General features: G+C 68.6%; 20 protein-coding genes. 9 read left to right on the top strand and 11 right to left on the bottom strand.

The window, feature by feature from the left end; all coding sequences use genetic code 11:
* The 4 genes from AC6H42_RS11965 (at window position 1) to AC6H42_RS11950 (ending at window position 7,082) form a co-directional block, all read left to right on the top strand.
* On the top strand, window positions 1-1,263 hold the full coding sequence (locus AC6H42_RS11965) for a hypothetical protein (protein WP_497548130.1): 1,263 nt from the start codon (window positions 1-3) through the stop codon (window positions 1,261-1,263).
* A complete protein-coding gene (locus AC6H42_RS11960) occupies window positions 1,260-2,354 on the top strand; it encodes a hypothetical protein (RefSeq protein ID WP_497548129.1) in 1,095 nt (364 codons plus the stop codon). Before AC6H42_RS11965 ends, AC6H42_RS11960 begins: the two co-directional genes overlap by 4 nt.
* A 101-nt stretch (window positions 2,355-2,455) precedes the next feature.
* On the top strand, window positions 2,456-4,774 hold the full coding sequence (locus AC6H42_RS11955) for an SPFH domain-containing protein (RefSeq protein WP_057154734.1): 2,319 nt from the start codon (window positions 2,456-2,458) through the stop codon (window positions 4,772-4,774).
* 7 nt (window positions 4,775-4,781) lie between these two features.
* On the top strand, window positions 4,782-7,082 hold the full coding sequence (locus AC6H42_RS11950) for an SUMF1/EgtB/PvdO family nonheme iron enzyme (RefSeq protein ID WP_497548128.1): 2,301 nt from the start codon (window positions 4,782-4,784) through the stop codon (window positions 7,080-7,082).
* A gap of 69 nt (window positions 7,083-7,151) precedes the next feature.
* On the opposite strand, the gene AC6H42_RS11945 is transcribed toward AC6H42_RS11950, so the two are convergent.
* Genes AC6H42_RS11945 through AC6H42_RS11935 form a run of 3 tightly spaced genes read right to left on the bottom strand, consistent with a single transcriptional unit; the run spans window position 7,152 to window position 10,144 of the window.
* Window positions 7,152-7,490 (bottom strand): hypothetical protein, encoded by a 339-nt coding sequence (locus AC6H42_RS11945; RefSeq protein ID WP_497548127.1) that lies wholly within the window; start codon window positions 7,488-7,490, stop codon window positions 7,152-7,154.
* Window positions 7,491-7,790 carry a hypothetical protein gene (locus tag AC6H42_RS11940; RefSeq protein ID WP_057154732.1) on the bottom strand — a complete coding sequence of 100 codons (300 nt, stop codon included), beginning with the start codon at window positions 7,788-7,790 and terminating at the stop codon, window positions 7,491-7,493.
* Window positions 7,791-7,801: 11 nt separating this feature from the next.
* Window positions 7,802-10,144: a hypothetical protein gene (locus tag AC6H42_RS11935; protein ID WP_497548126.1), complete on the bottom strand. Its 2,343-nt coding sequence runs from the start codon at window positions 10,142-10,144 to the stop codon at window positions 7,802-7,804.
* A 191-nt stretch (window positions 10,145-10,335) separates the two neighbouring features.
* Between AC6H42_RS11935 and AC6H42_RS11930 the strand changes: the two genes are divergently transcribed.
* Both AC6H42_RS11930 and AC6H42_RS11925 read left to right on the top strand, forming a co-directional pair.
* Complete coding sequence (locus tag AC6H42_RS11930; RefSeq protein WP_057154730.1) at window positions 10,336-10,734, top strand: OsmC family protein; 399 nt, start codon at window positions 10,336-10,338, stop codon at window positions 10,732-10,734.
* A gap of 17 nt (window positions 10,735-10,751) precedes the next feature.
* Window positions 10,752-11,648 (top strand): pirin family protein, encoded by an 897-nt coding sequence (locus AC6H42_RS11925; RefSeq protein WP_497548125.1) that lies wholly within the window; start codon window positions 10,752-10,754, stop codon window positions 11,646-11,648.
* Window positions 11,649-11,654: 6 nt separating this feature from the next.
* Here the strand turns inward: AC6H42_RS11925 and AC6H42_RS11920 are convergent, their stop codons facing one another.
* From AC6H42_RS11920 to AC6H42_RS11885, 8 genes are all read right to left on the bottom strand, one after another.
* Complete coding sequence (locus AC6H42_RS11920; RefSeq protein WP_497548124.1) at window positions 11,655-13,073, bottom strand: FHA domain-containing protein; 1,419 nt, start codon at window positions 13,071-13,073, stop codon at window positions 11,655-11,657.
* A gap of 245 nt (window positions 13,074-13,318) precedes the next feature.
* Entirely contained in the window at window positions 13,319-14,329 is a 1,011-nt protein-coding gene (locus AC6H42_RS11915; protein WP_497548123.1) for a PP2C family protein-serine/threonine phosphatase, read from the bottom strand.
* 2 nt (window positions 14,330-14,331) lie between these two features.
* Entirely contained in the window at window positions 14,332-14,868 is a 537-nt protein-coding gene (locus tag AC6H42_RS11910) for an SH3 domain-containing protein (RefSeq protein ID WP_497548122.1), read from the bottom strand.
* 8 nt (window positions 14,869-14,876) lie between these two features.
* On the bottom strand, window positions 14,877-16,607 hold the full coding sequence (locus AC6H42_RS11905) for a hypothetical protein (protein ID WP_497548121.1): 1,731 nt from the start codon (window positions 16,605-16,607) through the stop codon (window positions 14,877-14,879).
* A complete protein-coding gene (locus AC6H42_RS11900; protein WP_497548120.1) occupies window positions 16,585-19,083 on the bottom strand; it encodes an FtsW/RodA/SpoVE family cell cycle protein in 2,499 nt (832 codons plus the stop codon). The genes AC6H42_RS11905 and AC6H42_RS11900 overlap by 23 nt, the downstream gene beginning before the upstream one ends.
* Window positions 19,080-20,219, bottom strand: a complete 1,140-nt coding sequence (locus tag AC6H42_RS11895; RefSeq protein WP_497548119.1) for a serine/threonine-protein kinase — start codon at window positions 20,217-20,219, stop codon at window positions 19,080-19,082. Before AC6H42_RS11895 ends, AC6H42_RS11900 begins: the two co-directional genes overlap by 4 nt.
* A gap of 107 nt (window positions 20,220-20,326) precedes the next feature.
* Window positions 20,327-20,785, bottom strand: coding sequence for a glycine zipper domain-containing protein (locus tag AC6H42_RS11890; protein ID WP_057154725.1), 459 nt, complete (start codon window positions 20,783-20,785; stop codon window positions 20,327-20,329).
* 103 nt (window positions 20,786-20,888) lie between these two features.
* On the bottom strand, window positions 20,889-21,425 hold the full coding sequence (locus AC6H42_RS11885) for a GNAT family N-acetyltransferase (RefSeq protein WP_057154724.1): 537 nt from the start codon (window positions 21,423-21,425) through the stop codon (window positions 20,889-20,891).
* Window positions 21,426-21,549: 124 nt separating this feature from the next.
* On the opposite strand from AC6H42_RS11885, the gene AC6H42_RS11880 reads away from it, so the two are divergent.
* The 3 genes from AC6H42_RS11880 (at window position 21,550) to AC6H42_RS11870 (ending at window position 26,244) form a co-directional block, all read left to right on the top strand.
* Window positions 21,550-22,965, top strand: coding sequence for a M20/M25/M40 family metallo-hydrolase (locus tag AC6H42_RS11880; protein ID WP_057154723.1), 1,416 nt, complete (start codon window positions 21,550-21,552; stop codon window positions 22,963-22,965).
* 89 nt (window positions 22,966-23,054) lie between these two features.
* Entirely contained in the window at window positions 23,055-24,974 is a 1,920-nt protein-coding gene (locus AC6H42_RS11875) for a TOL_0244 family TonB-dependent receptor (RefSeq protein WP_497548118.1), read from the top strand.
* Between the two features lie 55 nt (window positions 24,975-25,029).
* A complete protein-coding gene (locus AC6H42_RS11870; protein WP_497548117.1) occupies window positions 25,030-26,244 on the top strand; it encodes a voltage-gated chloride channel family protein in 1,215 nt (404 codons plus the stop codon).
* The last annotated feature ends 59 nt before the right edge of the window (window positions 26,245-26,303 follow it).

The raw sequence follows: 26,303 nt of genomic DNA, 5'->3' as shown, positions 1-26,303 counted from the left end.
ATGGGACTGTTCTCATTCGTCCGCCGCCGCAGCACAGCCGCGGATGCCGCACCAGGCTCGCCTTGCGCTGAGCTGGGACGCAGCGTGGTTGCGATGCGCTTGCGCGGCGAGTCGGTAGCCGGTGGGTGCGTACAGGTGGTGTTCAGCGAGGCGGGCCAGTCGCGGCGCGCCGCTGCCTCAGGCGTGCGCGGAACCGAAGTGGCGTACGGCTTCCATCCGGGGCCGTACGGCATCGATATGGCACCGTTTGCCGCTGCGCCGGAAACCGGCCTGCGCATCCGCTTCGTGATCGACGCGGCAGACCCGCGGGTGGCGCAGCAGCGCTTTGATTTGTATCTCTTTAGCGAAGTGGCGGAGGTGCTGACGGTGGAGGGCTTGCGGGCGGCCGTCGAAGCGGCGGTGCAAGAGGCGCTGGCGCAAGGCATGCTGGATCTGCCGCCATGCACTTCGCTGGACGAGTGGAATGCGTTCCGCGCCGGCCTTAACCAGTTGCTGTATACCCGGTTCGGCATCACTGTCGAGGATTGCCTGCCTGTCGATCTCGGCGAACAGGCCGACTACGCCGCCCAACTCCGCGCCCGCGCCCAGGCGCCCGCACCGGCTGCGGAGCCAGCCGGCGCCGGTCCAGCGGCCAGCCGCGCCAGCGTCACTGCACAAACGACCAGCGCAACCTCGACCGCCAGCGCTGCCACCGGCGCTGCTGCCGCTGCCACCGCCACCGACGCCGCTGCCACCGCTGCGGCCAAGGCCCCGCGCCGGGCCACCTTGGGCGCCGCCGCTCTCGGCGCGCCGTTGCTTGCCGGACAGGCTGCAGACGATGCACATGCGCTGCGCCGGCTGTTCCTGGAGCTTCCAGTGCTCTCCAGCGGCTTGCGCCAGGTCGCGCTGCCGCCGGGGCAGGCGCTTTTTCTGGCGCATCGCAGCCTGTTGCAGCGCATCGCCCTGATCGCACTGGATGTGAACACCATGCCCGTGCTGGCCCTGGCGGCGCCCAACCAGCCATTGCCAGCCGTGCAACAGCAGCGCCGGGCGCACCACAGCATCGAGGCCGCGCGCGGGCTGGATCAGGCCTGGGCCTTGCTGGCCCGTCTGCAACTGGCTGCCAACCCGCTGCAATTCGGCGCAGCCTGCGGCAGCACCGACCCCGAACCCATGCTTGCCGCCTTGCTTGACGACGCCGACCGCATCGTCTCCAACCTTGACCATCACTTGTCGCAGCGCCGTATCGCCAGCGCCGACGCGCGCCTGGAGCCCTCGCTATGAGCTGCGCCGCCACCGCGAAATTGCCCGCCAACGCCGAGTGCCGCTGTGTGCTGGCCGACGGCCGCGTGCTGACGGTAACCGCCAGCCGCCGCCCCCGCGCCAACCGCGCCGAAGTCAAATGCGCCGTTGCAGGCGCGCCTGCGCTGAGCGAGCGTATGCAGGAAGTGGTGCGGCTGGCGCGCCATACCGAGAGCCGTTTCGACAGCCGCGACCAGGTGGTGCTGAGCATGGACATCGCGCCTGCCGCAGAAGAACGCGGCTGGGAACTGGCCGCCGTGCTGGCCGACCGCATGGTGCGCGGCGCCTGGCAGCCGGGCTGTCCACAGGTCTACGCTTATGGCTGGTCTGACAACTGGCACTGCGGCAGTGTCGCCGGCCAGCCTGACCTCGCCGCAGCCCGCCTGCAGCAGCATGCCGCCAGGGGCCTGCTGGCCGTGCTGGGCGGCGCGGCTGCCGCTACCGTCGCGGATACTGCGTCCACGCTGCCCGGCAGCCTGTCGCTGACCCACCTGGGCGCCCTGACTGGCCACACCGATCCCTCGGCAGCCGTGTCCAGCGCGCGCGCCTGGTTCCCCTTGCACAGCGGCGGCATCAACGATAGCCTGAGCTGGGTCGAAGTGAGTGTCTACCCAGTAGAGCAGAGCGGCAGCGACGAAGAAGACACCATCGCCGTCCCCGGCCTGGGGCTGACCGCGCAGCTGGCCGTGCGCCAGGCACTGGCCGGCGCGCGCCACTTCGACGGCCGGGGCTTGGGCCGCTGGCGCACCGTGGTGCGTTTCGGCCAGCCACGCTTCCAGGGCGTTTCCTATGAACTGGCGCTGGTCATGGCCGACCGCCTTGCGCGCGGCCGTGAGTTTGTGCCGCGCGGCCGCATCATCGCCAGCGGCTGCTCTGGCGCCTGGCACGCCGGCCGCGTAGACACGGTGGAAGGACGCGAAGCGAAGCTGGAGTTGATACTAAAACAAGCGGTCCAGGGCGACCGCGTGCTGCTGCCCAAGGATTGGCAGAATGATATCGCCCCGGCCTGCGCCGCCGCGCTGCGCGCCCGGGGCGCCTCGCTGGTGTGCATAGAACGGATCGGAATCATATGAATCGTGCGCAAAGTACGAGCGGCGCGCCCCTGCTAAAATCAGGACCGGACGGGGCGGCAGTAGCGAATAAGGCAATACGTAAGGCTAACAAGGAGTTCGACATGTTCCGAATGTTTGGTTTTGGCGGCGTCAAATGCCCGCGCTGCGAGCATAAAAACGGCGCCGGCACGGGCTACTGCGCGAACTGCGGCGTGATATTGGGGGCACCGCACAATGAGCCGGTGCTGCGGGATAACCGCTGGATACCGGCCAACGATGAACTGGCCGTGTATTTCGGCGTGCGCCAGCTGGCGGGGATTTTCAACAAAACCTTGCGCGTTCCCGCCACCACCCGCGCTTACATCCTGCAAGCGGACAAGGCCACCGAAGTGCCGCAGGGCGAGTACGAAATCGAAGGCTTTTTCACCCGCCTGAACCACCTGTTGCGCGACCAGCATGCCGAGATCCTGATTACCCGTACCACGCCGCTCCCGGTGGAGTTTTCCTTCAGCGATCTGCACACCGCCGAGCACCTGAAGGTGGCGGCACGCTTCAAAGTCGCCATCAAGGTGGAGCATGTGCCTGCCTTCGCCCAGCATTTCATGACCGTGCCCGGCACCGTCACCACGCTGAACCTGCACGACCTGCTGGCCGATTCCGTGCGCCAGGTGGCAGCCGAATTCGTCGGCGGCCGTTCGATGCGCGACATGAGCGGCAACGCCGACCTGCGCCCGCAGCTGGACGAGCGCCTGCAAGCGGCGCTCAAGCTGCGCCTGGCCGAATTCGGCCTGGCCGTGGCGCAAGTGGACACGTTGTCCCTGCGGCACGACAAATTCGACAACAACCGCGAGCGGGTCGGTTCGCTGTGGTTGGTGGCCGACGAGCGCCATGCGCAGCTGGAGCACGTGAAGCAGCTCGATGAGCTGTACAACGAAGAAGAATGGCAAGCCATCTGGCGTGAGGAACAGAAAATCCTCAGCGACTTCCGCCGCGCCGAGCTGCGCCAGGACGCCGCCGTGGACAAGGCCGAACTGGCGCAGCAGGAGGCTGAACGGGTGCAGGCCATCCGCGCGCGCGAAGTGGATCTGTACGGCCGCATCATCGAATCGAGAACGCGCCGCCAGGCCTTCGAACGCGGCGCCGGCGCCACGCTGATCGAGCTCGAACACGAGCTGGCGAAGAAGAAGGCCGGCCGCGCCGGCGACGTGGCGGAATGGGAGCACGTGCGCCAGCTTGCGCAGATCAAGATGCGCACCGAACTGGAAGTGGCGCAGCAGGCCGCGCAGGAACAGCGCCAGTTGGCGCAGCAGCGTTTCTCGCACCAGCTGCACATGCAGCAGATCCAGAACCAGGTGGCGCAGGCGCTGACCATCGAAGACGAAGCGCACCGGCGCGCGCAGCTGGTGCGGCTGCGCCAAAGCGAGACCGACGCGCAGCAGCGCGAAGCGGAGCTGGAAGCGGAGCACCACAAGGCGCGCTTCCACGCGGTGGCGCTGGCCAATGCGGCGCGCAAGCGCGAGGCGGAGCGGGTGCAGGAATGGCAGGACCAGCAGCAGCTGGCGCACCAGCGCGAACTGCTGCGCGGCGAGGCCGTGAAGGACGCCGAGAACGGCGTGCGGGTGGCCGAGGTGAACCAGAAGCTGGAGCAGCTGCGGCGCGAAGGCGCAGCCGCCGACGCCGTGGCCCAATACGAAAAACTGCTGCGCACCATCGAAGCGGACGGCATCCAGCAGCGCCAGATGCAGGCCGTGGTGCAGCGCGCCGCGCTGGACCAGCTGGCAGTGGACGAGCAGCGCCTGGCGCTGAAACAGCGCGAGCAGGAAGCCGGCTGGCAGCGCGAACTGAAGAAGCTGGAGCACGAGCGCGAACAGAACTTCGCGCGCTGGAAGGGCGAATACGACACTTTGCTTGCCCAGCAGGCGCACGCGGCCGAGCTGGCGCGCATCGATATCGAGCGCATCGCCACCATCGGCAACCTGAGCGACACCGGCAAGGTAGCCATGGCCGCCGCTCCGAATGCCGCCGCGCTGGCGCAGCTGATGAAGGAACAGGTCCGCTCCGGCATGAGCCCGGAGCAGATCCAGGCCATGGCGGCGGTGGTGGCGGCCGAGAATAGTGTCAGTCCGGTGGACGCCATGCGCATGATGCAGGAGCGCGTGGCCGAAGAACGCGCCCACCGCGATGCGCAGGAACAAAAGGACAAGCAGCACCAGCTCGAACTGCTCAAGCTGCAGAACGCCACCCACGCCAACGCCCTCAGCTCGCAGATGCAGCTGGGCGTGGGCGTGGCCCAGGCGCAGGCCGGCGCGCCGGTGCACCATCATCATGTCCCAGCCGCCGGGGCTGCGCAGGCTGGGCCCCGCTGCTGCGCGAACGGCCACCCGGTTCCGGCCGACCGTCCGAACGCGAAATTCTGCGCCGAATGCGGCGTGCCTTTATAAGTTGAAGATGCAAACAGCAAGAGACAAGATACGTGAACTGCGTGCCTTGCACGACGATGGCCTGTTAAGTCTGCAAGAGTTCGACCGCCGCAAGAACGCTATCCTGGACGCCGAGTATTCGCCGCTGGGAGGCAGCGCCGCGCCAGGTGCACCCGCTTCGCCCATCCAGCTGCGCCAGGGCACGGAGCTGGGCCTGATGGCGGGCCAGGAGATCGGCCCGCAGAACCGGCGCTACCGGCTGGAACGGCTGATCGGCCTGGGTGGCATGGGCCAGGTGTGGCAGGCCACGGACCTGGCCACGCAGGAGGAGCTTGGCCATAGCGCCCAGGTGGCGCTGAAGATCCTGCCGCCGCAGCTGACGCAGAGCGCCACCCACACCAAGCTGCTGATCGAGGAAGCCACGCAGGCGCGCCGCCTGGCGCACGAGAACATCGTGCGTATTTACGAGTGGGCGCAGGACCCGGCCACCTCCAGCTACTTCATAATCATGGAGTGCCTGGACGGGCAGGACCTGGACGCCTGGCTGGCGCACAGCGGCCCGGCCACGCCGGAACAGATCGAAACCATGCTGCGGCCCGTGGCGCATGCGCTGGACTATGCCTGGGACAAGTTCAAGCTGGTGCACCGCGACATCAAGCCGGGCAACGTGTTCCTGACGCAAAAGGGCGAAGTCAAGCTGCTGGACTTCGGTATCGCCTCGCGGGCGCGCAATGCCGGCAGCAGCCTGGGGCTGCAAACGCCGAACGCAGGCACCACCGGTTACCGCGCCCCGGAGGCCGGGGCCAGCCAGCGGCAGCCCAGTCCCAAGCTGGACGTGTACGCGGTGGCGGTGATGATTTACCAGCTGCTGGAAGGGCGCCTGCCTTTCGACGACGACCGCAACGCCAGGTTTGCGCCGTCCGCCCCCACGGCGCTGAACGAACTGCAATGGCAGGTGCTGCAGCGCGGCTTTGCCTTCGCGCAGGACCAGCGTCCGGAGTCGGTAACGGCCTTGCTGGACGCCTTGCTGGGCGCTTCCGGCCCCAGCGAGGAGGAGCTGGCGGCGCAGGCGGCCGAGCGCCTGGAGCGTGAACGGAAACGCGAGCAGGAACAGCGCCGCGAGCAGGCCGCGCGCGCCGAGCAAGCGCGCGCGGAGGAACTGAAGCGCCAGGCTGAACTGGCCGAACGGCGCAAGGCCGAAGCGCAGGCCGCCGCCATTGAAAAAGTGAAGCTGGACCAGCAGCGGCGCGAACTGGAGCGTGCGCAGCGGCTGGAGGCCGAGCAGCAGGCCAAGGAGCGCAAGGCGCGCTTGCGCGAGCAGTTGCTGGCGCGGCGCGAGGCGGATGCGCTGAAGGCGCGCCAGGCGCAGGAGGAACAACAGCGCAAGGCGGCCCAGCTGAAGGCCGAAGCGGCCTACCGCGCCGAGCAGGAGCGGCACCGCAAGGAGCAGGCGGCGCGCAACGCGGCCGAGCTGGCGGCGCTGATGCCGACCCCGGGCAGCCCGGTGGCGGACGCCAGCGGCGTGCTGCGCGACCGCTTCCTCGACGGCACCGGCGCCGGCCCGGACCTGGTGCTGATACCGACCGGCCGCTTCCAGATGGGTTCTTCGGATTACGAGCGCGACATTGCCATCAAGGCCGGTTCGCAGAAGACCTGGCTGGACCGCGAAACGCCGCAGCATTGGGTGGGCATCGACTATCCCTTCGCCATGGGGCGCTTCCCGGTGACGGTGGGACAGTGGCGCCAGTTTGCGCGCGCCACGGGCTGGGAATCGATGTCCGACACGGATTGGGCTGCGCCGGGTTTTCAGCAGGACGACCAGCATCCGGTGGTGGGCGTGAGCTGGAACGACGTGCAGAAATACCTGGCCTGGCTGTCGGAGAAGACCGGCCAAGTGTACCGGCTGCCGAGCGAGGCGGAGTGGGAATATGCCTGCCGCGCCGGTACGCACACGGCGTTCAGTTTCGGCGACGAGATCAGCACCGAGATGGCCAACTACGACGGCAACTTCACCTACAACAATGGCGCCAAGGGCGAGTTCCGGCAAGGCACCACCAAGGTCAGCGCCTTCCAGCCCAATCCATGGGGGCTGTTCGACATGCACGGCAATGTGTGGGAATGGACCCAGGACGTGGTGCACGAGAATTACCAGGGGGCGCCTGGCGACGGCAGCGCATGGGAGCAGGGCGGCGATCCGGTGCGGCGCGTGCTGCGCGGCGGCTCCTGGCTGTACCAGCCTCGCTACCTGCGCGCCGCGCTGCGCAACGGCTATTCGGCCGTGCTGGCCAATGACATTGTCGGCTTCCGCGTGGCACGCAAACTCGCGTAGGGCGGGCAGAGGGCCGGCGGGCCGCGCCGGCGGCGCGCGCAACCTGCCGCGCGGCGCGGCCGCGCATCGTCAACCCAGGCAGCGCAGCTTGGGTGTCTGGCGCATGGCGGGCGCGTCCAGCGGGTCCACCACCAGGCGGGAGCCGCGCGCGGCGAAGCGGTAGCGCCGGCCGGTGGCGCCGCCCGTCACCACCAGTTCGGCCATGCCGTCATACACGAAGGGAACCCCGTGCGGCGTGGCGAAATGCGGCGCGGCCGCTGGCGCTTGTGCCGCTTCCGCGGCCTGGGCGCGCGCTCCCGGCGTGCCCATCGTCTGCGCACCCGCTCGCAGGCCCGCGCTGGCGCGGTAGCCTTGCGAGCCGTAGATTTTTTGCACCATGTGCTGGCGCTTGCTTCCGCAGCATCCCATTTAATTCTCCTCTTGCCGCAGCGCGCCGCGCACGCGCTCGAGCGTGATCGCTGCGGCGGACAGCGCGGGCCACAGCAGTGCAAAATGCTGCCAGCTACTGCTTAGCATGGCGGCGGCCGGCAGCGCCACCCACAGGCTCGCGCAGTAGAAGCAGTCCATGGCGCGTCCGAGGACGCCGTCGCCAGCCCAGCCGCGCAGGCGCGCCACCGCATCCCACGGCCCGTCTTCGGCGTGCAGCAGGTGGGTCACCCGCCACACGGCCAGCACGGCGAGCAGCAGCTCGTACCAGGCGCCGGCCATGTCCCGCCGCCTCAGCCGCGCACGTTCGGCGCACCCGGGGCGCCAGCGCGGCCAGTGGCGGCGGCACCGGCGCCCGCCAAGCCCGGCTGCGTTTCTCCCGGTTCCGGGCATACATCCGGGCACAGTTCGGGACGCAGGATGGTGAACGCGACCTCGAACTCGTTGCGGTGCACCTGGCTCGGATCGTTGCAGTTGGCGGTGCGCTTCCATGCCCGCAGCCGCAGGATGTAGGCGCAGCAGCGCTCGAAGTCGCTGCCGCGCAGCGTTACCTTGTAGTGGCCGCCGTACCAGTGCGGACGCGGCGCCCCTTGCATCAGCGCTTCCGCGTAGCTTGGTCCCACTTCGAAGGTAGGGTCGGCGACGAAGGTGCCGTGCAGGCCGGTGCCGATATCGAAGGTCTGCGCCACGCCGTACTCCGCCGTCATGGTGTAGGCGCCCAGGTGGCCGTCCTCCGTAGTCGGCGGCACGGTCACGCTGAAGTGCACCGTCAGCGTGTCGTTGGTGCTCAGCCGCACCATGTCGCAGGCGCTGATGCAGTACTGGCCGGGCGTGCCTTCGTTGACACAGATCTGGCGGATATGGCAGTCCGGCTCCACGGTGCAGTCGTGCACCGTGCCGGGGCCGCAGGGATGCAGGGCGGTAGGCAGCGGATGCACGTTGGCCTGGTTGTCGATGCGGATGTAGACCGACTCGGTGGTCTGCTGGCCGCAGCTGGGCAGGATGCGTTCGCTCGACAGCACCAGGTTGTCGGCCGCGTCGGCCGAGTAGCCGACGAAGCGCAGCTGGTACAGCGCGTCGGGCGTCAGGCCAGGGTTGGCCAGCGTGTCGAAGTAGAACAGCGTGTCGTAGTCGTACCAGATGACGGCGCCGCCGAAGCGGGGAACGGCCGGATGCAGGTCCTCATAGTGGCGGCGCGTGACCATTACGGTCTGGCCGTTCTTGAGTATGGGAGTGAAGGCTGGCGCCGGGGCTACCACCGCGCTGCTGCCGTCCCAGTAGCTGCGCGTGAAGCCGCCGAAGGCCGGCTCCGCCAGGTCGCTCCACGGGCCGCCGTTGCGCGACACCTGCACCTTGAAGTAGTCGACGTTGCTGCCCACGCCGCCGCGTATCTGCAGCGAGCCGTAGAAGGGCCGGTCCAGCGTCAGCGCCGGGTAGGCGTAGCCGCGCAGGTCCGGCGGACCGGCCGTGACGCCGATCTGCTCGGTGGCGGTGCAGCCGACAAAGGTCACTTTCAGGCATTCCGGGCATTCGGGATCGAAGCAGGACGGCAGGCAGCAGGCCAGGCTGTTGGCCAGCAGCGTGACGTGCAGGTTGGCCGGGATGTCCCAGCGGATCTGCGCGTTGCTTTCATTGCGTATCACGCGCAGCGTGTCGCCGCACAGCTGGGTCACGCGGAACACCACGTCCGGTGCGCAGTCGTTGCGGTCCCACCATGGCCAGATATGCAGCGCCGCCAGTTCGGGTGACGGCGGCAGCACCGCCATCAGCGTTTCGGCCGACATGGGCTCGTCCACCACGCCGGGCGCAGCCGGCATGCGGCTCTTGGGCGCCATGCTGGCTTGCGCGGCCAATTGCTGCAGGTAGAGCGGGTCGGGGCCGGGGCCGGGCGGCGCCGGCGGCAGGCGCAGGCCGGCGCGCGCCAGCAGCTCCTGGATCTGGTTCAGCATGTCCGGGTCCAGGGCCCAGCTCTGCAGCAGCCATGGCCGCCAGCGCAGGCAGCACCAGCGGAAGCGGATCACGAAGTTGCCGTTGACGTCGGTGACGGCGGACTTGATCAGGTCCCGGTGGTACCAGAAGAAGAAACGGTCCACGTCGTACGCTTCGACGGTGGCGCCGGGCACGGGCGCATCGCAGAAGCTCCACTGTCCGGTGGCGGGATTGTACTGCCAGCGGCGGCACACGACGCGGCCGCGCAGCGTGTAGGTGCGGCAGCAGAACAGCCAGCAGTTGTAGATCGAGATGTCCACCACAAGGATGCCCACATCCACCTTGACTTCGTAACTGGCGTTTGGCGATGGCTCCACCCCTTGCCCGGTGTCGCCGCCGCTGTCCGGATCGGCGCGCTGCCCGGCCAGGTCCACCACGTGGGAGAGGGTATCGATACCCATCAGTTCCATGTCGTCCAGGTCCGGGCCGGCCAGCAGCCGCACAGGGCATGGCAGCGTGGCACCGGGCAGCAGCGGCGCCTCGAACTGCACCGCGAAGCGCACGGGCTCTTGGCGGTTGCCGGCCTTGACCACGGTGGAGCCCAGCACCGCGCCGTCGCGCACCACTGCCACGCGCAGGTCCAGCTCTGGGTCGAATTCGTCTTCCGGTATTTTGCTCAAATCGATGGCGCCTGTAATTTCGCTCATGATGGTCTCCACGGTTGGCCTGGTATCTTTTGACTTTAAGAAGCGCAAGTGCCGATTGCCAGTCTTAAGCGGCCGCTGTTTGAGGCAAGTCATGCAAAGTGCATTCTGCGAGATGGGCGAATGGGATAGGCGAAGGGCGGGCAAACGGTGTACATTGTGGCTTCCAAGACTTATGCATGCGAGGAGCCCCTATGGCAATCAAAGTAATCCGTGACCAATCGCTGCCGATGCGGCATATCGCCCACGTGCGCAACCACATCATTTCGGTGGATGGCACGGTGGAAGAGGGCGGCAACGACGCCGGCCCGTCGCCGCACGACCTGTACGACGCGGCCATCAGTGCCTGCAAGGCGCTCACCGTGGTGTGGTACGCCAGGCGCAAGGGCTATCCGCTGGAGAACGTGGAAGTGACCACGGAGCGCGACGACAGCGAGGAGCGCAAGGGCGTGTACCGCCTGGCCGCCACCGTGCACCTGAGCGGCGACTTGAGCGAAACCCAGCGTGCCGAATTGCTGTCCGCCGCGCAGAAATGCCCGGTCCACAAGCTGATGACGGCGGTCACCACCGAGATCAGCACGGTACTGGCGTAAAGGAAGAGATAAGCGTCATGACTATTTCCAATATCCTGAAGGGCCACGACAAGGACCTCGGCGGCGGCTTCATCGTGCGCCGCTATCTGCCTTCGGCGGTAAAGCAGGCAGTCGGCCCGTTCATCTTCTTCGACCATTTCGGCCCGATCGACGTGGCGCCGGGTTCGGACCACGACGTGCGTCCGCACCCGCACATCGGCCTGGCCACCGTGACCTATCTGTTCGAAGGCGCGATGGACCACCGCGACAGCCTGGGGACGGTGCAGCGCATCGAGCCGGGGGCGATCAACCTGATGACGTCCGGGAAGGGCATTGTTCATTCCGAGCGCACCCCCAAGGACCTGGTGGACCAGCCGCACCGCACGCATGGCCTGCAGCTGTGGGTGGCGCTGCCGAAAGAGCACGAGGAATGCGAGCCGTGTTTCGAGCACACGCCGTCGGCCCACATCCCGTCGTTCCAGGTGGACGGCGCCAGCGTGCGGGTGTTGATCGGCACCGCCTTCGGAAAGACATCGCCGGTCAAGACCTATAGCCAGACGCTGTACCTGGACGTGGCGCTGCAGGCGGGGCAGGAAATCGGCCTGGCGGGACTGCCGGCCGAAGCGGCCATCTACCCCATCAGCGGCGAGCTGGAAATCGACGGCGTGCCGCTGGCGCTGCACACCATGGCGCTGCTGGACACGCGCAGCGCGCAGCGCGTGCGGGCAAGTTCGGCCGCGCAGCTGGTGGTGATAGGCGGCGAGCCGCTGGACGGGCACCGCTTCATGTTCTGGAATTTTGTCTCGTCGCGCAAGGAACGCGTGGTGCAGGCGGGCGAGGATTGGGAAGCGCAGCGTTTCCCGGCGGTGCCCGGCGAAACCGAGCGCATTCCGCTGCCCAAGCGTCCGGCCGGCAAGGAGCCGACCCCGCTGTAATGACGGTCAGGCGGTGTGCATGTCCTGCGCGGTGACGGTGCTGTGCAGGTCTTGCGCACCGGTGCGGATAATCCAGCTTTCCGGATACGGTTCGCTGGCGAAGCGCGTCAGGCGCGGCATGCGGCTCAGCTTTTCCATCGACGCGGCCGGGGCCAGCGCGGTTTCCTTGCCGGTGAGCTGGTCCAGGTGCCAGAAGCCGCCGTCGTGGTGCAGTATCAGCGGTAGCGCGGCAGCTTGCGGCGTGGCCTGGAAGCCCGGCATCGGGTAGCCCGGATGGCAGTTCGGCGCCAGCAGGAACAGGCATTCCGCGTGCGCGCCCTGGTCGATGCGGTGCAGGATCACGCCGTGCGGCATGATGGCCGACACTTGCAGCACCACGATGCCCTTGATGCTGGCGCTCATCTCGATGCGCATGCCCTGGCGCAGCCGCACCGGCTTGTTCTTGCCCGGCCAGACGCCATCCAGCAGCACGCCGTAGCGCGACACGTCTTCAATTTCAAAGCCGCCGCCATGCGGCGCCGGAATGCGGCGGATCACCGCGTGGCGGCCGGACAGGCGGCGCGTGAGGCCGTTGGCGTCCGGGCCGGCATCGGCAAAGTGCTGCAGCAGCACGTCAGCCTCCGGGTCCACCAGTTCAAAACGTCCCAGCACGCATTCTTCCATTGCGAACAGACGGATCTGGCGCTGCGCACCGGCTTCCGGGGCGGCGTTGACGAAGCTGGCCGCCGTCGACGGGTGCGGATGCACCGGTTCGCTGCGCGGCACGGCGATTTCGATCAGGTCCTCGTCCCAGGCGATGGTGGAGAACCCCATGTCCACTTTGCCTTGCGGCCCGTCCAGGCTGACGTGGGCGATGCCCGCGTTGCGGGCGGTAACGTCGATATCCAGGTTTTCGCCGCCCTGCGCGCCGCCGCTCACGTTCAGGCGGGCGATGGAGGCGTCATCGGCCATCACGCGCACATTCTTGTGCGTGCTGAGGAAGATGCGGTGAATTTCCGTGAGCGTCGCGTCCAGGCGCGGCACCAGGATGACGAATACGCATTCCCAGCGGCGCGTGGGCATGCCGGCGTGCTGGCTCAGGATCTCGGCGCTGATCTGGTACTGGCCGTGCTCCTTGTTTTTCGATGTGAATTCGACAAAGGCGGGGCGCCAGCCGCCGTCCGCTGCGCGCACGAACTGCTGGCGCGAGGCGCCGTTGGGGATCAGCTCGGACTGCAGTTGAATCGCCAGTTGCGGCGCGCAGTCTTCCGGCATGCCGCGCAATTCCATTTTCAGGGTCTGGCGCCCGCCTGCGGCGCGCGGGTCGAAGCCGCTGATGTGCAGCTGCGGACGGGGACGCGCGGTCTGGTAGGCGGGTGCGCCGGCCGGAGCATTACCTGCGTGACTGAGCACCGCGGCCGGCGAGGCGGCGCGGGCGTTGCGCATCGCACTCAGTAGTTCGTAACTGGTGGAGGCGGCTGCAGGCTGCTGATGTCCGCCCGCGCAAGCGTCTTCTCCGGGCAGGACCCAGAAAGTGCAGTGCGGGTGGTCAGGATTGCTGCATTTTTTCATGGCTGTAGGACCGGCGGCATAAACGAGAGCTTACGCGCTTTTGCTGGTCCGTGGCAACGGTTCCGGGCATTATTTGCGCCTGCCTGAACCATCCGGGCGGGCCTGCAACATCGGCGTGATCAAAATGGCAGCAGAGTGGCTGCCGGCAGTGCTGTTTCGTCAATATTGACAAGGCTGCGGCCAGTGCCGAAACGCAGCGCGATGGCTGTCAGGTTGTCAAGATGCAGGCCGGGCGGCGGCGCGGTCCGGTAGTTGCCGAACAGTGCGTGGACCGCGTCGGCAGCCGATGCCGCGCCGCCCAGCAGCTGCGGCCACCGCGCAATCCATTCCTGCGTTCGGTGGCAGGCCCAGAAGCCGTCCGTGGCCAGCAGATAAATCGCTTCGCTGCGCACCGCAAGGGCGCGGCGGTCGGCCAGCGGCTGCAAAAAGCCCGGCAAGTGCGCGCCGCCGAGCGCGCACAGCGCGTCGTCCAGCCGCTGCGGATCGGCGAAGGCGTTCCCGAGGATGAAGGCCTGGGCAATCTGGGGCCGGTGTTCGCCGTGCACCTGGCGCCACCACTCCCGCGCGTCCAGCATGCCTTGCATCGCGAAAGCCGTGGCCGGAACGTGGTCGATGGTGAGCACTTGCGCGTGCTCGCGCGTGATCTCGTACAAGCGCGAGTCGCCCACATGGTAGAGCAGTGGCACCTGCCCGGCCGGCAGCTCCAGCAGCGTGAGCGTGGTGCCGGGGCGGTGGCTATGGCCGGCATGGGCGGAATCCCCCGGGACGCTGAACTGCTGCTGGAGCTGCGCGTGCAGCGCGTCGAGGCGGGCGGTGAGTTCGTCCAGCGAGGCGCAGGCGGGCATGCGCAGCAGGCAGGCGGCCACCGCTTCCGCGGCCTGGCGTCCGTATCCGTGGCCGCCCATGCCGTCCAGTACGGCCAGGCGCACGTGCCCGCGCGGCCAGTTGGGCAGTTGCAGCGCGCGTTCGACCTGCGCGTGCAGGATGACGGCGCGGCCGTTGGCGTCGATCAGGACCAGGTTGTCCTGGTTTTCCAAGAGCTGGGAGGCGTTGGTACCGGCGCTGGCGGCGCTGTGGGCTGCGATGTCGAGGGATGGGCCGAAGTCGAGTGATTCGAACAGGGATGCCATGCTCATTCCGCCGTGCGCCGTAGCCACAGGCTGCTTACCCAGCCGGTGCTGGCGGCGCCGTCCGCCACGGCGCGCACTTCCCACCAGTCGCCGGAGCGCACGCCGGTTGGCACCACGCTGGCGCCGGCCGGCACCAGGGCCAGGCGCGGCGCGTCCACGCTGGCGGCGGCGCGCAGGTTCAGGTCGCGGTGCACACGGAAAGGATGCAGCGCGGTGCTGCGGGATCCGGCGGCTCGCGAAGGGCCGGCCGTGCTGCCTGCGCCGCCGGCGCGGCCGGCTGTTGGCGTTTCCGCCGCTGCTGCTGCGCTGGCCGGTGCGAAGGCGGTCGGCAATCCCGATTGCGCAAGTTGCGGCAGCGGGGCGCGGGCGAAGTGCAGTATCAGGCTGCCGCAGGCCCAGGCGCCCAGTCCTGCGATGCACAGGTTGCGCACGGTGGGGCGGCGCCACCAGGCACGCGGCGTCAGCCAGGAGGCCAGCACCAGGGTGATGGCCAGTCCGGCCAGCCAGGCCGCCGCGCCGTAGTAGGAGACCAGGTGCATGGCTCGGCTCACGCGTCGAATCGCAGCACGTAGTGGCCGGCGACGAGGTGGTGGCCTGCGGGCAGCAGGTAGGGCGCCTCCGCGCTCGCTTCGCCTATGCTGGCGACGAACTCCAAGTGCTCGTCCAGGTGATACAACGCCTGGGAGGCTGCCAGCCGGCCGATTTTGAAGCCCTGTGGCGCCGCCTCGAAACTGAAGGCGTTGCGCGACAGGCCGATGCGGTCGGCGCTGGCGCCGCCGCTGCCGCCGTTGCCGCCGCTGCCGCCGTTGCCGGTCTGGCCGTGCTGGCCCTGGTTCAGGAAGCTTGGCGAGTCGAGCACGCGCAGCGCCGCCAGTGCCGGCGAGCTGCGGCCAAACTGCAGGCGCGCACCCGCTGCGATGGTGTTGCTGAGCGGCTGTGCCAGGCATAGCGTGGCGCAATAGCGCTCGGCCATCGCGGGCGGTGCCGGCAGCAGGCGGATGGCGCGCGCGTCCACCGGCGTGAAGCTGGCGGGCGCGGTGATGCGCTGGCGGCCGCTGTCGGTGCAGGCGTACAGTTCGTCGCTGTCGTTGACCAGGAAGCTGATCGCCTTGGCCGCCGCCGGATCCGCATTCAGGCCAAGTGCGTGGCTGAAAGGCACCTCGAGGGTGCTGGCGCCGGTGTCGCGGTAGCGGCTCAGGCGCGGCAACGCCAGTGCCACCAGGCTGACGCGCTGGCGCCGCACCACCGGCGCGTAAGTCGCATCGGTGGCGTCCGCGTCGGCGCTGCGCGCGGCTGGGGACCGCGATGGCAGGGGAATGGCAGTCAGCTCCGCACTGTCGGCCGTCAGTGGCGGACGGGCTTGCCAGACTGCGGGGCGGGCCGTGACCGGGGCCGTAGCAGCGGGCATGGCCGGGATGCTGGCGCCCGCGCCGGCGCTGGCAGGGGCGCTCTCCGCGCCGCCGCGCGGCGCCGCAGCTGCCTGCGGCGCTGCCGGGATTGCCCAGTTGGCGTCCGCCATGCGGGGCGCGGACACTGGCGCGGAGCTGCTGCGGGTGATCTTCAGCAGCAGCCGCGCCGGCACACCCTGCGCATCGACGGTGCCGCGTTTCGAAGTGATGACATAGTGGCCCTGGCTGGCATCGAAACTGCAGTTGAAAGCGTCCTTGGGGCGCATCTGCACCACGGGCTGTGCGTCCGGGCCGTCATTGAGCAGCAGGATGGCGCCGTCGTCGCCGAACGGCCAGCCGCTGGCGGCGAAGCTCGCCATGTGCTCGCTGCCGCCAATCAGCGCAAGGCGCTGGCTGGGATACACGGCGCACACGGGTTTCCACACCGCGCTGTCGCGCGATACGCTGACGTTGAACAGCGCCTTTTCATTGGCTGCGGGTAGATAGACCGCGTGGCCGAAGCGCACCCCCACTTCGCCGGGCGCCAGCTCTTCCTTGCCCAGCACGTCGTAACGCACCTGGTCGCTGCCGAGCAGGTCGCCGAAATCCTTCTGGTGCAGCGCGGTCAGCGTTTGCGCCAGTTCGCGGGCGCGGTTGCCGCGCGTGAGATGGTAGTCGTCATCGACTTCCTCTTGCGGCAGCATCAGCGTCACATGCGAGAAGCAGCGGGTGGCGGCGCGGCCGCGATGTTCGCGCGGGCTGCGCTCCAGCAAGTCGCGCAGCAGCGGGCGGCGCGAGAACAGCGCCAGGCCCGGCGCCTGCCAGATCGCCTCGGCGTTGAAGACGTCGGGAATCCGGCCCAGGACTTCATGTTGGACGTAGATCGGCATGTTCATTCTCCTCTAAAGATTGCGCGCTGACCGCACAGCAGGCTAGCAGGGGGCACAGGAAAAACAGTAAATGGCTGCCGCCTGCGGACAGGAAGCTCATGGGCTGGCCCATGATGGGGAAGATGGCGAGATTGGTGCCCCAGGACAGCAGCAGATGTCCGAACACGAAAGCTGCGCCGCCGCAGAGCGCGAAGCAGCGGAAGCGGCCCAGCCAGGCCAGGCGGAAGTCGCGCGCCGCTGCTGCTGCCGCGCAGGCGCGCGCGGCGACGTGCAGCAGGCCGGCCACCAGCGCGGCCTGGCCCATCCACAGCAGCATGGCGCCGAGCAAGCCGTGGCGGTTGAGGAAGAACGCGGGCGCAAAGTCGTCCTGCACCGCGGGGATGTTGACGGCGGCGCCGGCGGACAAACCGAGCGAGCGCAGGCCCAGCATGCTGTCCGCGCCCCACCAGGCGCCGTCGGCGATGGCGCGGGCGCCGAGCAGCAATTGCTGGCCGGTGTGGGGATGGGACGCGGGTGCGAGCCAGACCTGGAAGCGGTCCGCATAGAAGCTGCCGGCCAGCGGCCATTGCGCCACGCCGTCGGCACCCGCGTCGCGCACCAGGGCGATGGCCGCCACTGCCGCGAGACCGGCGCACGCCAGTGCGGCGGCCATTGCGCGCTTGCCGGCCGCCACGGCGTAGGCGAAGGCCATCGACAAGCTCCACACCAGCAGCAGGATCAGCGGCGAGAAGTCGTCCACCTGGACCAGCGCGAGACCGAGCAGGGCCACAAACAGCAGCGCCGGCGCGGCCAGCTGCAGCCAGCGGGCCGCGTTACCTGTCTGGGGATAGCCGGGATCGTTCCAGCCCATGCGCAGCGCGAGGCAGTGGGCGGTGAGCGCGCTCAATGCAAGCTTGGCCAGTTCGACCGGCTGCAGGTCGAACACGCCGGTTTCGTCGCCCCACAGCACTTGCGCGGCCAGCGACGCGAGCGCGGCGGCGGCGAGCAGGGCAAGCAGCCATTCCATGCTGCGCTGGGGCATTGTGGCGGGTGCGTTGCGGCTCCACAGCAGCCATAGCGCTCCCGCGCCGCTGCCCACCGCGAGCAGGGCGGTGCTTTTCTGGTAGTAGCGCAGCCAGGAAGAGACGCTGGCGCCGAGGCCGAGTTCGAGCTGCGCCAGCAGGCCGGCGGCCAGCAGCAGCAGAGCTGCGGCGACCGGGAACGACAGGCGCCGGGGCGTGAGCATCCACAAGGCAAGGCCGGCGGCGCCCAGCAGCAGCGAGCATGCCGCGCCGGCGGGATGCCCGGCGCGTTGCGCCACGATCGCCGCGCCGCCGGCAAGCAGCAATGCGGCCGCTGCAATGGCCTGTGCCACATTGGCCGCGTAAGCCCTGCGAGCCTTGCGGCCCCGTCCCGCCGCGCAATCGCTGCCACCCATGCCACCGATGTCGCCCGTCCCAGCCGCGCCTGCGGGTGGTCCGGGACGCCCGGTGGCGGCTGCACCGCCCGGCTTGGCGAAATGCGCGAAGGCGAGGGCGCTGATGGCACTGGCGAGCAGGGCGAGCACGACGGGGGCCTGCAGGAAATTCCACAGTGCGCGCCGCTGCCATTGCCAGCTGACTTGCGGCGCGAGCCGGACGTCGGGCGCCGTGAACAGCGTGACATGCCGGGTCGGGGCCAGCGTCAGCACATCGCTGCCGGCCTGCGGCGCGAGGGTGCCGGCGCCGAGCTGAAAGCGCGTACGGCCGATGCTGAAAGCGCTTACGCCGGCCAACGGCTGCTCTGCTTGCCGCAGGCTGGTCCATGCTCCAGCACGTCCGACCCGCAGGGCGGTGTAACCGTCGTCCTGGCTGCCGCCGCTGAACTCGAGCGGCCCGCCGCTGCGGGCCAGCATGGCGGTGGCTGGTGTAACGCCCTTGATCCCGAGCCGGTTGCCGCAATGGAGGTTGCCGCCGAAGACCAGCGGCCGCGCCAGCGTCAGGGCGCGCGGTGCCGTGCGGTTCCACAGCGAGGCCATACGCGCGGCCGGCGACGCGTCCGGACAGGCAGGCTGGGCACTGCCGTCGCGGTACAGGGTGGCGCCGTCGTAGCGCCAGCTGCTGCCCCCGTACTGGAAGGCGGCCGATCCGCTGTCCGTGCCGCCGGCGTCCAGGTGGAACACGGCGGCGCCGACCTGGAAGCTGCCGGCGCCGGCCAGCGCCGCGCTGCCCATGCGTTTATCTTCGGCGCCGCGGTGCAGGACAACCGGCCGCGATGTGCTCAGGTTGCGCAGCAGCCAGGCCCCTTGCGCGTCGCGGCGCAGCTGCACGTGGATGCGCTCGGCCTGCGGCGCGGCCAGCTCACGCTCGCCTAGCGTGGCCTGCCCGCCGGGCGCGAGGCGTACTTCAATGGCGGCAGGGTGCCAGGCTGCGGGCGCACGCAGCAGGGCCCATGCCTGCAGGGCCGTCAGCAGCAGCAACGCTGCGGCCGTGGCGGCGAAAAGGCGCCCCCGCATCATGCCTCCGCGTCGCTATGCCAGTTGGCGTGGACATGCGCGTGGCCCCGGCCGGCCGCTTTCCCCCACCAATGGCCGGCCTGTGCCGGCGACAGCACGGCCGGCGCGCGCGGCGTCCAGTTGGCGTAGGCGGCATGCGGCGCCGGGCCGGCCGGCGTCCTGCTGCCTGTGACGCCAATAAGCGCAAGCTGGCGGCTGATGTCGATCGCGTGGCGCGGACGTGCTTGCGGTTCAGCTGCGAGCAGGTGGCGCAGCAGCCGGAGCGCGGCGTCGGCTGCTGCGCTGCCGGCCGGACGATCCTCCGCAGCGCCGTCGATGCCGGCAAAGGCCTGCGCGAACAAGGCTTCCTCATCCTGCTGCAGGATGGCGGGCAGGCCGCCATGCTGGCGCAGCAGCAGGCTGGCGCCTGCCGTGTGATGCTCGCGATAGGCATGGCCGCATGCGCCGCAGTAGCGCAGCTGGGCGCCGGTCGCCATGAAGTAGAACAGCGCGCCCAAGGCGAAGTAGTCGCTCTGGCGCCCGGTGGCGTAGCCGCCCCCGTCCCTCGGGAAGAATTGTTCGGGCGCCTGCCAATTGGCGGTGCCGGTATAAGTGTGGTCGCCGAGCGCGTCCAGGCGGCGGTTGGTGCCGAAGTCGGCCAGCTTGACGGTGCCCAGCTGTGCGTCGACCAGCACGTTGCCGGGCTTCAGGTCCAGGTAGCGCCAGCCGTACTGGTGCACCTTGGCCAGCGCCTGGTTGAGTTGCGCCATCCATGCCAGCAGGCGTTCCGGCTGCAGTGCCGCGCCCCGGCCGCACAGCGTTTTCATGTGGCGCCCCAGGTCGCAGTCCAGCAGTTCCAGCGCCAGCACAGGCAGGCCGTTGTGCCAGCCGCTGTCAAGCAGACGCACGATATGGCGCTCGTCCCAGGGTTCCAGCAGCTGCAGGAAGGCGATCTCGGTTTCGGCGCTGGCGATCCAGCGTTCGCGCTGCGCGGGCAGGGCGCGCGCCATTTGCGCTTCGTTGATCAGCTTGAGCGCCACATCGCGCGTGCCGCGCGGCCCCTCGGCGCGCCAGATGACGCCATAGGCCGAACCGCCGATGCGCTCGCGCAGGCGGTAGTGGCCCAGTTCAAGGGTAATGATGGTGTCGCTGGCTGTCATGGTACTCCCCACACGGCGGCATGCCGTCGCGGAGAGCTAGCGGAGGGACGTAAAAAAACGGCCTGGGCGCGAGGCGCAGGCCGTCAAGGGGTCCTACAGGGATAGGATCAGCGGTGGCCGTGACCACGGCCGTGGCCATGGTGGTGGCCACGGTCATAGCCGCGGTCGTAGCCACGGTCGTAGTAGTAGTCGCGGCGCGATTCGCGGTAATAGCGCGGGCGGGCCGGTTCAACGTACACCACGGCAGGCTCGTAATAGCGCGGCGCCGGTGCGTAGTAGACTGGCTGCGGCGCCGGCGCGTAGTACACCGGGGCAGGCTGGGCGTACACGCGGGTGGAGACGTAGCCGCCGCCATGGTGGCGGCCGCTGCTCAGGCTATTGCCCACTGCCGCGCCAACCAGGCCGCCGACCACCGCGCCGCCCGAGCCGTTCTGGCTGCCGATGGCCGCGCCGATCACGGCGCCGGCGGCGGTGTTGAAATCACGGTCGCCCGCAGCCATGGCCGTGGACGAGACGGCAACGGTGGCCAGCACTGCTACCGCACCCAGGAATTTTTTGATCAGCATGGTGTTCCCCTTTGCTCGGCCAGGACCGGAATGGTCGTGTCGCCGTCGTATGCGTACCACTATAGCCAACTCTGCCACGCGCACGGCACGAATATACACATTCTTACAAAGCCGTGCGCCGCGCCTCCCATTCGGGCCGCAGCAGGCTGTAGACGCTGACATCCTGATAACGCCCGTTGATGAAGAAGGCCCCGCGCAGCCTGCCTTCCTCGCTGAAACCGCACTTTTGCGCGATGCGCACCGAGCCGGCGTTTTCGGGCGCCGTGAGCAGCTCCAGCCGGTGCCATACTTGTACTTTAAACAGGTGATCGACTAGCAGTTGCAGCGCTTCGCTGATGTAGCCGCGCCCGGCCAGTGCCGGTTCCAGCAGCCGGTAGCCGATCTCGCGCGTGGTCGGCGTGCGGCTCTTGAAGTGCGTGATGACGCCGACGATATGGTGGGCGCGGTCCTCCACCACGAACAGCTCACTGTCGTCGGTGACGAAACCGTTTTGCATGAATTCCTTGCGCATGGCTTCGGGCGACTTGAATTGCTGCGAAAAATAGTCGCCGCGCGAGGGCAAGTCGTTGACCAGGGCGATGAAGGCGTTCAGGTCGGCGGTGAGCAGGTGGCGCAGCGTGCACAGTTGTCCTTTAAGCATGGCGGCTTCCGGCAGTCCAGGAAGCTTTAGTGTAAATCCAAAAACTCGTGCGCAACATTATTAAATACGTTATCGTTTCCGTCCTCGCCGCTATCCCTGGCGTGATACCGAACATAGGACCCGCATGAAAACCGTTTTGACCGTTTTGATGAGCTGCATGCTGAGCGCCGGCGCGATCGCCGCCCCAGCCAACGACCCCGCCACCCTGGGACAGATCCGCGACGCAGCGATGAAAAGTGATTACGCCTTCGAGCGCCTGGCCGACATGACGGACCTGATCGGCCCGCGCCTGTCCGGCTCGCGTGGCGCGGCGGCAGCCGTGGACCAGGTGGCCGACGCCATGCGCAAGCTGGGCGCCAAAGTGACCCTGCAGCCGGTGAAGGTGCCGCACTGGGTGCGCGGCGAAGAGAAGGCGGAGCTGGTGGACTACGCGGGCCGTCCGGCCGGCTTGAGCCAGCGCGTGGTGCTGACGGCGCTGGGCGGCTCCGGCGCCACGCCGGCCGCCGGCATCACCGCGCCGGTGATCGTGGTGCGCGACTTTGACGAACTGAAGGCGCGTGCCGCCGAAGTGAAGGGCGCCATCGTGCTGTTCGACGTCAAGTTCGACCAGGAGATGGCCGACCGCGGCCTGGCCGGCCCGGCCTACGGCCACGGTTCGCGTTTCCGCACCCAGGGTCCGAAAGTGGCCTCGCAAATGGGGGCGGCGGCGTTCCTGGTGCGCTCGGTGGGTGGCGCGGACTTCCGCCTGGCCCATACCGGCGCCACCGCGCTCAGCGAGGCCGACCGCATTCCGGCGGCGGCAGTGACGGCGGAGGACTCCATGCTGATCGCCCGCCTGCTGAAGCGCGGCCCGGTGAAAATGCACCTGACGCTGACGCCGCAGAACCTGCCCGACGCCGACAGCTTCAACGTCATTGCCGACCTGCCGGGCACCGACAAGGCCGATGAAATCGTGATCGTCTCCGGCCACCTGGACTCGTGGGACCTGGCCACCGGCGCGCATGACGACGGCGCCGGCGTGGCTGGCGCCATGGGCGTGCTGCAAACGCTGCAGGCGCTCAAGCTGCAGCCGCGCCGCACCATCCGCATGATCGCATGGATGAACGAGGAAAACGGCACGCGCGGCGGCAGCGCCTACCACGAAGCCAACAAGGGCACCATCCTGAAGCAGTTCGCCGCCATGGAAAGCGACGGCGGCGCCGGCCGTCCGTTCGGCATCATGGGCAGCGTGGAGCCGAAGGCCGTGAAGTACTTCGCGCCGGTACAGGCGGCGCTGCTGCCGATCGGCGCCGGCGTCTTCACGCGCCGCGACCACGTCGGCGCGGCCGACCTGTTCCTGCTGGAGAAGGACGGCGTGCCGCTGTTCCAGCCGGAAGTGGACACCTCGACCTATTTCCACTACCACCACACTGCGGCCGACACGCTGGACAAGGTGGACCCGGAGAACTTGCGCCGCCACGTCGCGGTGATGTCCACGCTGTCGTGGTATCTGGCCAACATGGAGCAGCCGCTGGGCCGCGCGCCGGCGGTTGAAAAGTAAAAAAAACGGCGACATTGACGCGGCATCGGCCGATGCCGCGTCAAAACGCGTATGATGTGTTTCAGAGTTTGATACGCGGGAGTGTGCTTATGGCCTTGAAACGCTGTCTGACCGGCGTGGCGCTTAGCCTCTTCCCTCATGCGGCCCTTGCCTATCCTGTTCAGGACAACTTGACCGGCATGTCGCTGGAAGAACTCGGGGCCGTCCGCATCACCTCCGTATCAAAACGCGAAGAACCCCTGGCCGATGCGCCCGCCGCAGTCTACGTGATCTCTGCCGCCGACCTGCGCCGCTCCGGCGCCGCCAGCCTGGTTGAGGCCTTGCGCCTGGCCCCCAATCTGCAAGTCATGCAAGTCAGTTCCGGAACCCATGTGGTGACCGCGCGCGGCTTCGCCGGCGACAACAACAAGCTGCTGGTGCTGGTCGACGGCCGCTCGGCCTATACCCCTTTGTTTGCCGGCGTGTTCTGGGACGCGCAGGATGTGCCGCTGGACGACATCGAACGCATTGAAGTGGTGAGCGGGCCTGGCGGCACGCTGTGGGGCACCAATGCGGTGAATGGCGTGATCAACGTGATCACCAGGCCGGCCAGCGCCACGCAGGGCGGGCGCGTCGCGCTCAGCGGCGGCAACGCGCGCAAGGACGGCACGGCGCGCTACGGCGCGGCCCTGGGCGAGAACGGCGCCTACCGCATCTATGGCAAGGCGTTCTCGGTGCAGAACACGGAGACCGCGTCCGGCAAGCAGATCAACGACGCCTGGCACAAGGCGCAGGCCGGCTTCCGCGCCGACTGGCGGCAGGGGGCCGACGGCTACACGGTGCAGGGCGATGCCTACCGCGCCCGCAAAGGACATCCCCTGCCGGGCAGCATCATCGTTACCGGGCTGACCGTCCCGCTGGGGGAGCTGGAACTGGGCGGCGGCAATCTGCTGGCGCGCTGGACCCGCCAGCTGGGCGGCGGCACCCTCAGCGCGCAGGCCTATTACGACCGCACCGAGCGCGACGTGCCGCCGTTCTTCAACGAGACGCTGGACATCCTGGACCTGCAAACCCAGTACACGATGGCGCCCGCCGGCCGCCACGCACTGGCCTTCGGTGCGCAGTACCGGCACGCGGACGACCAGCTACAGAACAGTGTGTATTTCGGCTTCCTGCCGGCGCGCCGGAAATCCAAGTGGACCAGCGTGTTCGCGCAGGATGAAGTGGCGCTGGGCGACGCCTGGCGCCTGACGCTGGGCCTGCGGGCCGAGCGCAACGGCTATACCGGCACCGAATTCCTGCCCAATGCCCGCCTGGCCTGGAAGGTGGGCGCGGACAGCATGCTGTGGGGCGCGGTGTCGCGCACGGTGCGCGCACCGTCCCGCCTGGACCGCGACCCGGTGGTGCCCGGCGTGCCGCCCTACCTGCTGGTGGGCGGGCCGGACTTCCAGTCCGAAGTGGCGCGCTTCTTCGAGCTGGGCTTCCGCAGCCAGGCGGGGCCGGACCTGCTGTATTCGATTAATCTGTACCGCGCGCTGTACGACGACCTGCACTCGCAAGAGCAGGTGCCGGGCCAGCTCAAGCTGAAATTCGCCAACGGCTTAATGGGCGCCTCGCGCGGCCTGGAAGCGTGGGCCAGCTGGCAGCTCACGCCGTCCTGGCGCCTGCGCGGCGCGGTGACGGCGCAGCACACCGACACCTGGCTCAAGCCCGGCGTGGTCGATCTTGGCGCCTCGCTCAAGCGCACCGGCCGCGACCCGGCCTATACCGCTTCGCTGCGTTCCAGCTGGCAGATGAGCGGGGAGCGCGAGTTGGACGTGGCGCTGCGCCGGGTGGGAGCGCTGTCCGATCCGGACGTGCCGGCCTACACGGCAGTGGACATGCGCTTCGGCTGGAAGCTGCGTCCCGCGCTGTCGCTATCGCTCACCGGCAACAACCTGTTCGGCGGCGGACACGGCGAAGTGACCGAGGTGGCCTACCGCACGCATGTGCGGCGCAGCGTGGCGCTGGAACTGGTGGCCTGGTTCTGAAGCGCACTGCATGCGCCTTGCCGGGCCAGCGTTCCTTTGCTACGATGGCCCGACCTTGACCCAGCCATTCTCCTATCTCGCCAAGTGGACCGTGATTGCCAGCCTCGTCGCCGTGCTGGCCGGTTCCGCGTCGGCGCTGTTCCTGTTCGCGCTGGATGCCGCCACCGCGTGGCGCCAGACCCATCCCGCCATCGTCTGGCTGCTGCCGCTGGCCGGCTTTGCGGTCGGCTGGATCTATCTGCGCTTTGGCCGTTCGGTGGAAGCGGGCAACAACCTGCTGATCGACGAGATCCACGATCCGAAGCAGGTGGTGCCGCTGCGCCTGGCGCCGCTGGTGCTGGGCGGGACCATCGTCTCGCACCTGTTCGGCGCCTCGGTGGGGCGCGAAGGCACGGCGGTGCAAATGGGCGGCGCGCTGGCGGACCAGCTCACGCATGTATTCCGGCTGGAGCATGAAGACCGGCGCATCCTGCTCATGGCCGGCATCAGCGCCGGTTTCGCCTCGGTGTTCGGCACGCCGCTGGCCGGCGCCATTTTCGGCCTGGAAGTGCTGGCCATCGGGCGCATGCGCTATGACGCCATCTTCCCATGCATGCTGGCTGCCATCGTCGCCGACCAGGCGGGCATGGCCTGGGGTGTGCAGCACATGCACTACGCGGTGGGGCCGCAGGTGCCGGTCGGCGCGCTGGCGCTGCTGGCGGTGATGGCGGCCGGTGTCATGTTCGGCCTGGCCGGCATGCTGTTCGCGAAGGCGGCGCATGGCGCGGCCGCCTTCATGAAGCGGCGCGTCGCCTACGCGCCGGCGCGCCCGCTGCTGGGCGGTGCCGCAATCGCGCTGGCGGTATGGGCCATAGGCAGCGACCGTTATGTCGGCCTTGGCCTGCCCGTCATTGCGGACGCCTTCCGGCACCCGCTTGCGCCGTGGGATAGCCTGGGCAAGTTCGGGTTCACCGTGGCCTCGCTGGGCAGCGGCTTCAAAGGCGGGGAGGTCACGCCGCTGTTCTATATCGGCGCCACGCTGGGCAACGCGCTGGCGCCGTTGCTGCACCTGCCATTCGCGCTGCTGGCCGGGCTGGGCTTCGTGGCGGTGTTCGCAGGCGCGGCCAACACGCCGATCGCGTGCACGGTGATGGCGATGGAACTGTTCGGCCCCGAAATCGGGCCATACGCGGCGCTGGCCTGCGTGGTCAGCTACCTGTTCTCAGGCCATACCGGCATTTATCACGCGCAAAGGCGCAGCCACGCCAAGACTGGCGTGGAGCGCAAATAGTCGGTGGAAAATATGGTCAAACAACCGGCGGGGAGGGGGCCGGCGCGGGTGATGCCTGC

Source organism: Massilia sp. NBRC 108631 (assembly GCF_059704565.1).
The sequence above is the reverse complement of the archived record's forward strand: the minus strand, read 5'-3'. Positions and strand labels throughout refer to the sequence as shown.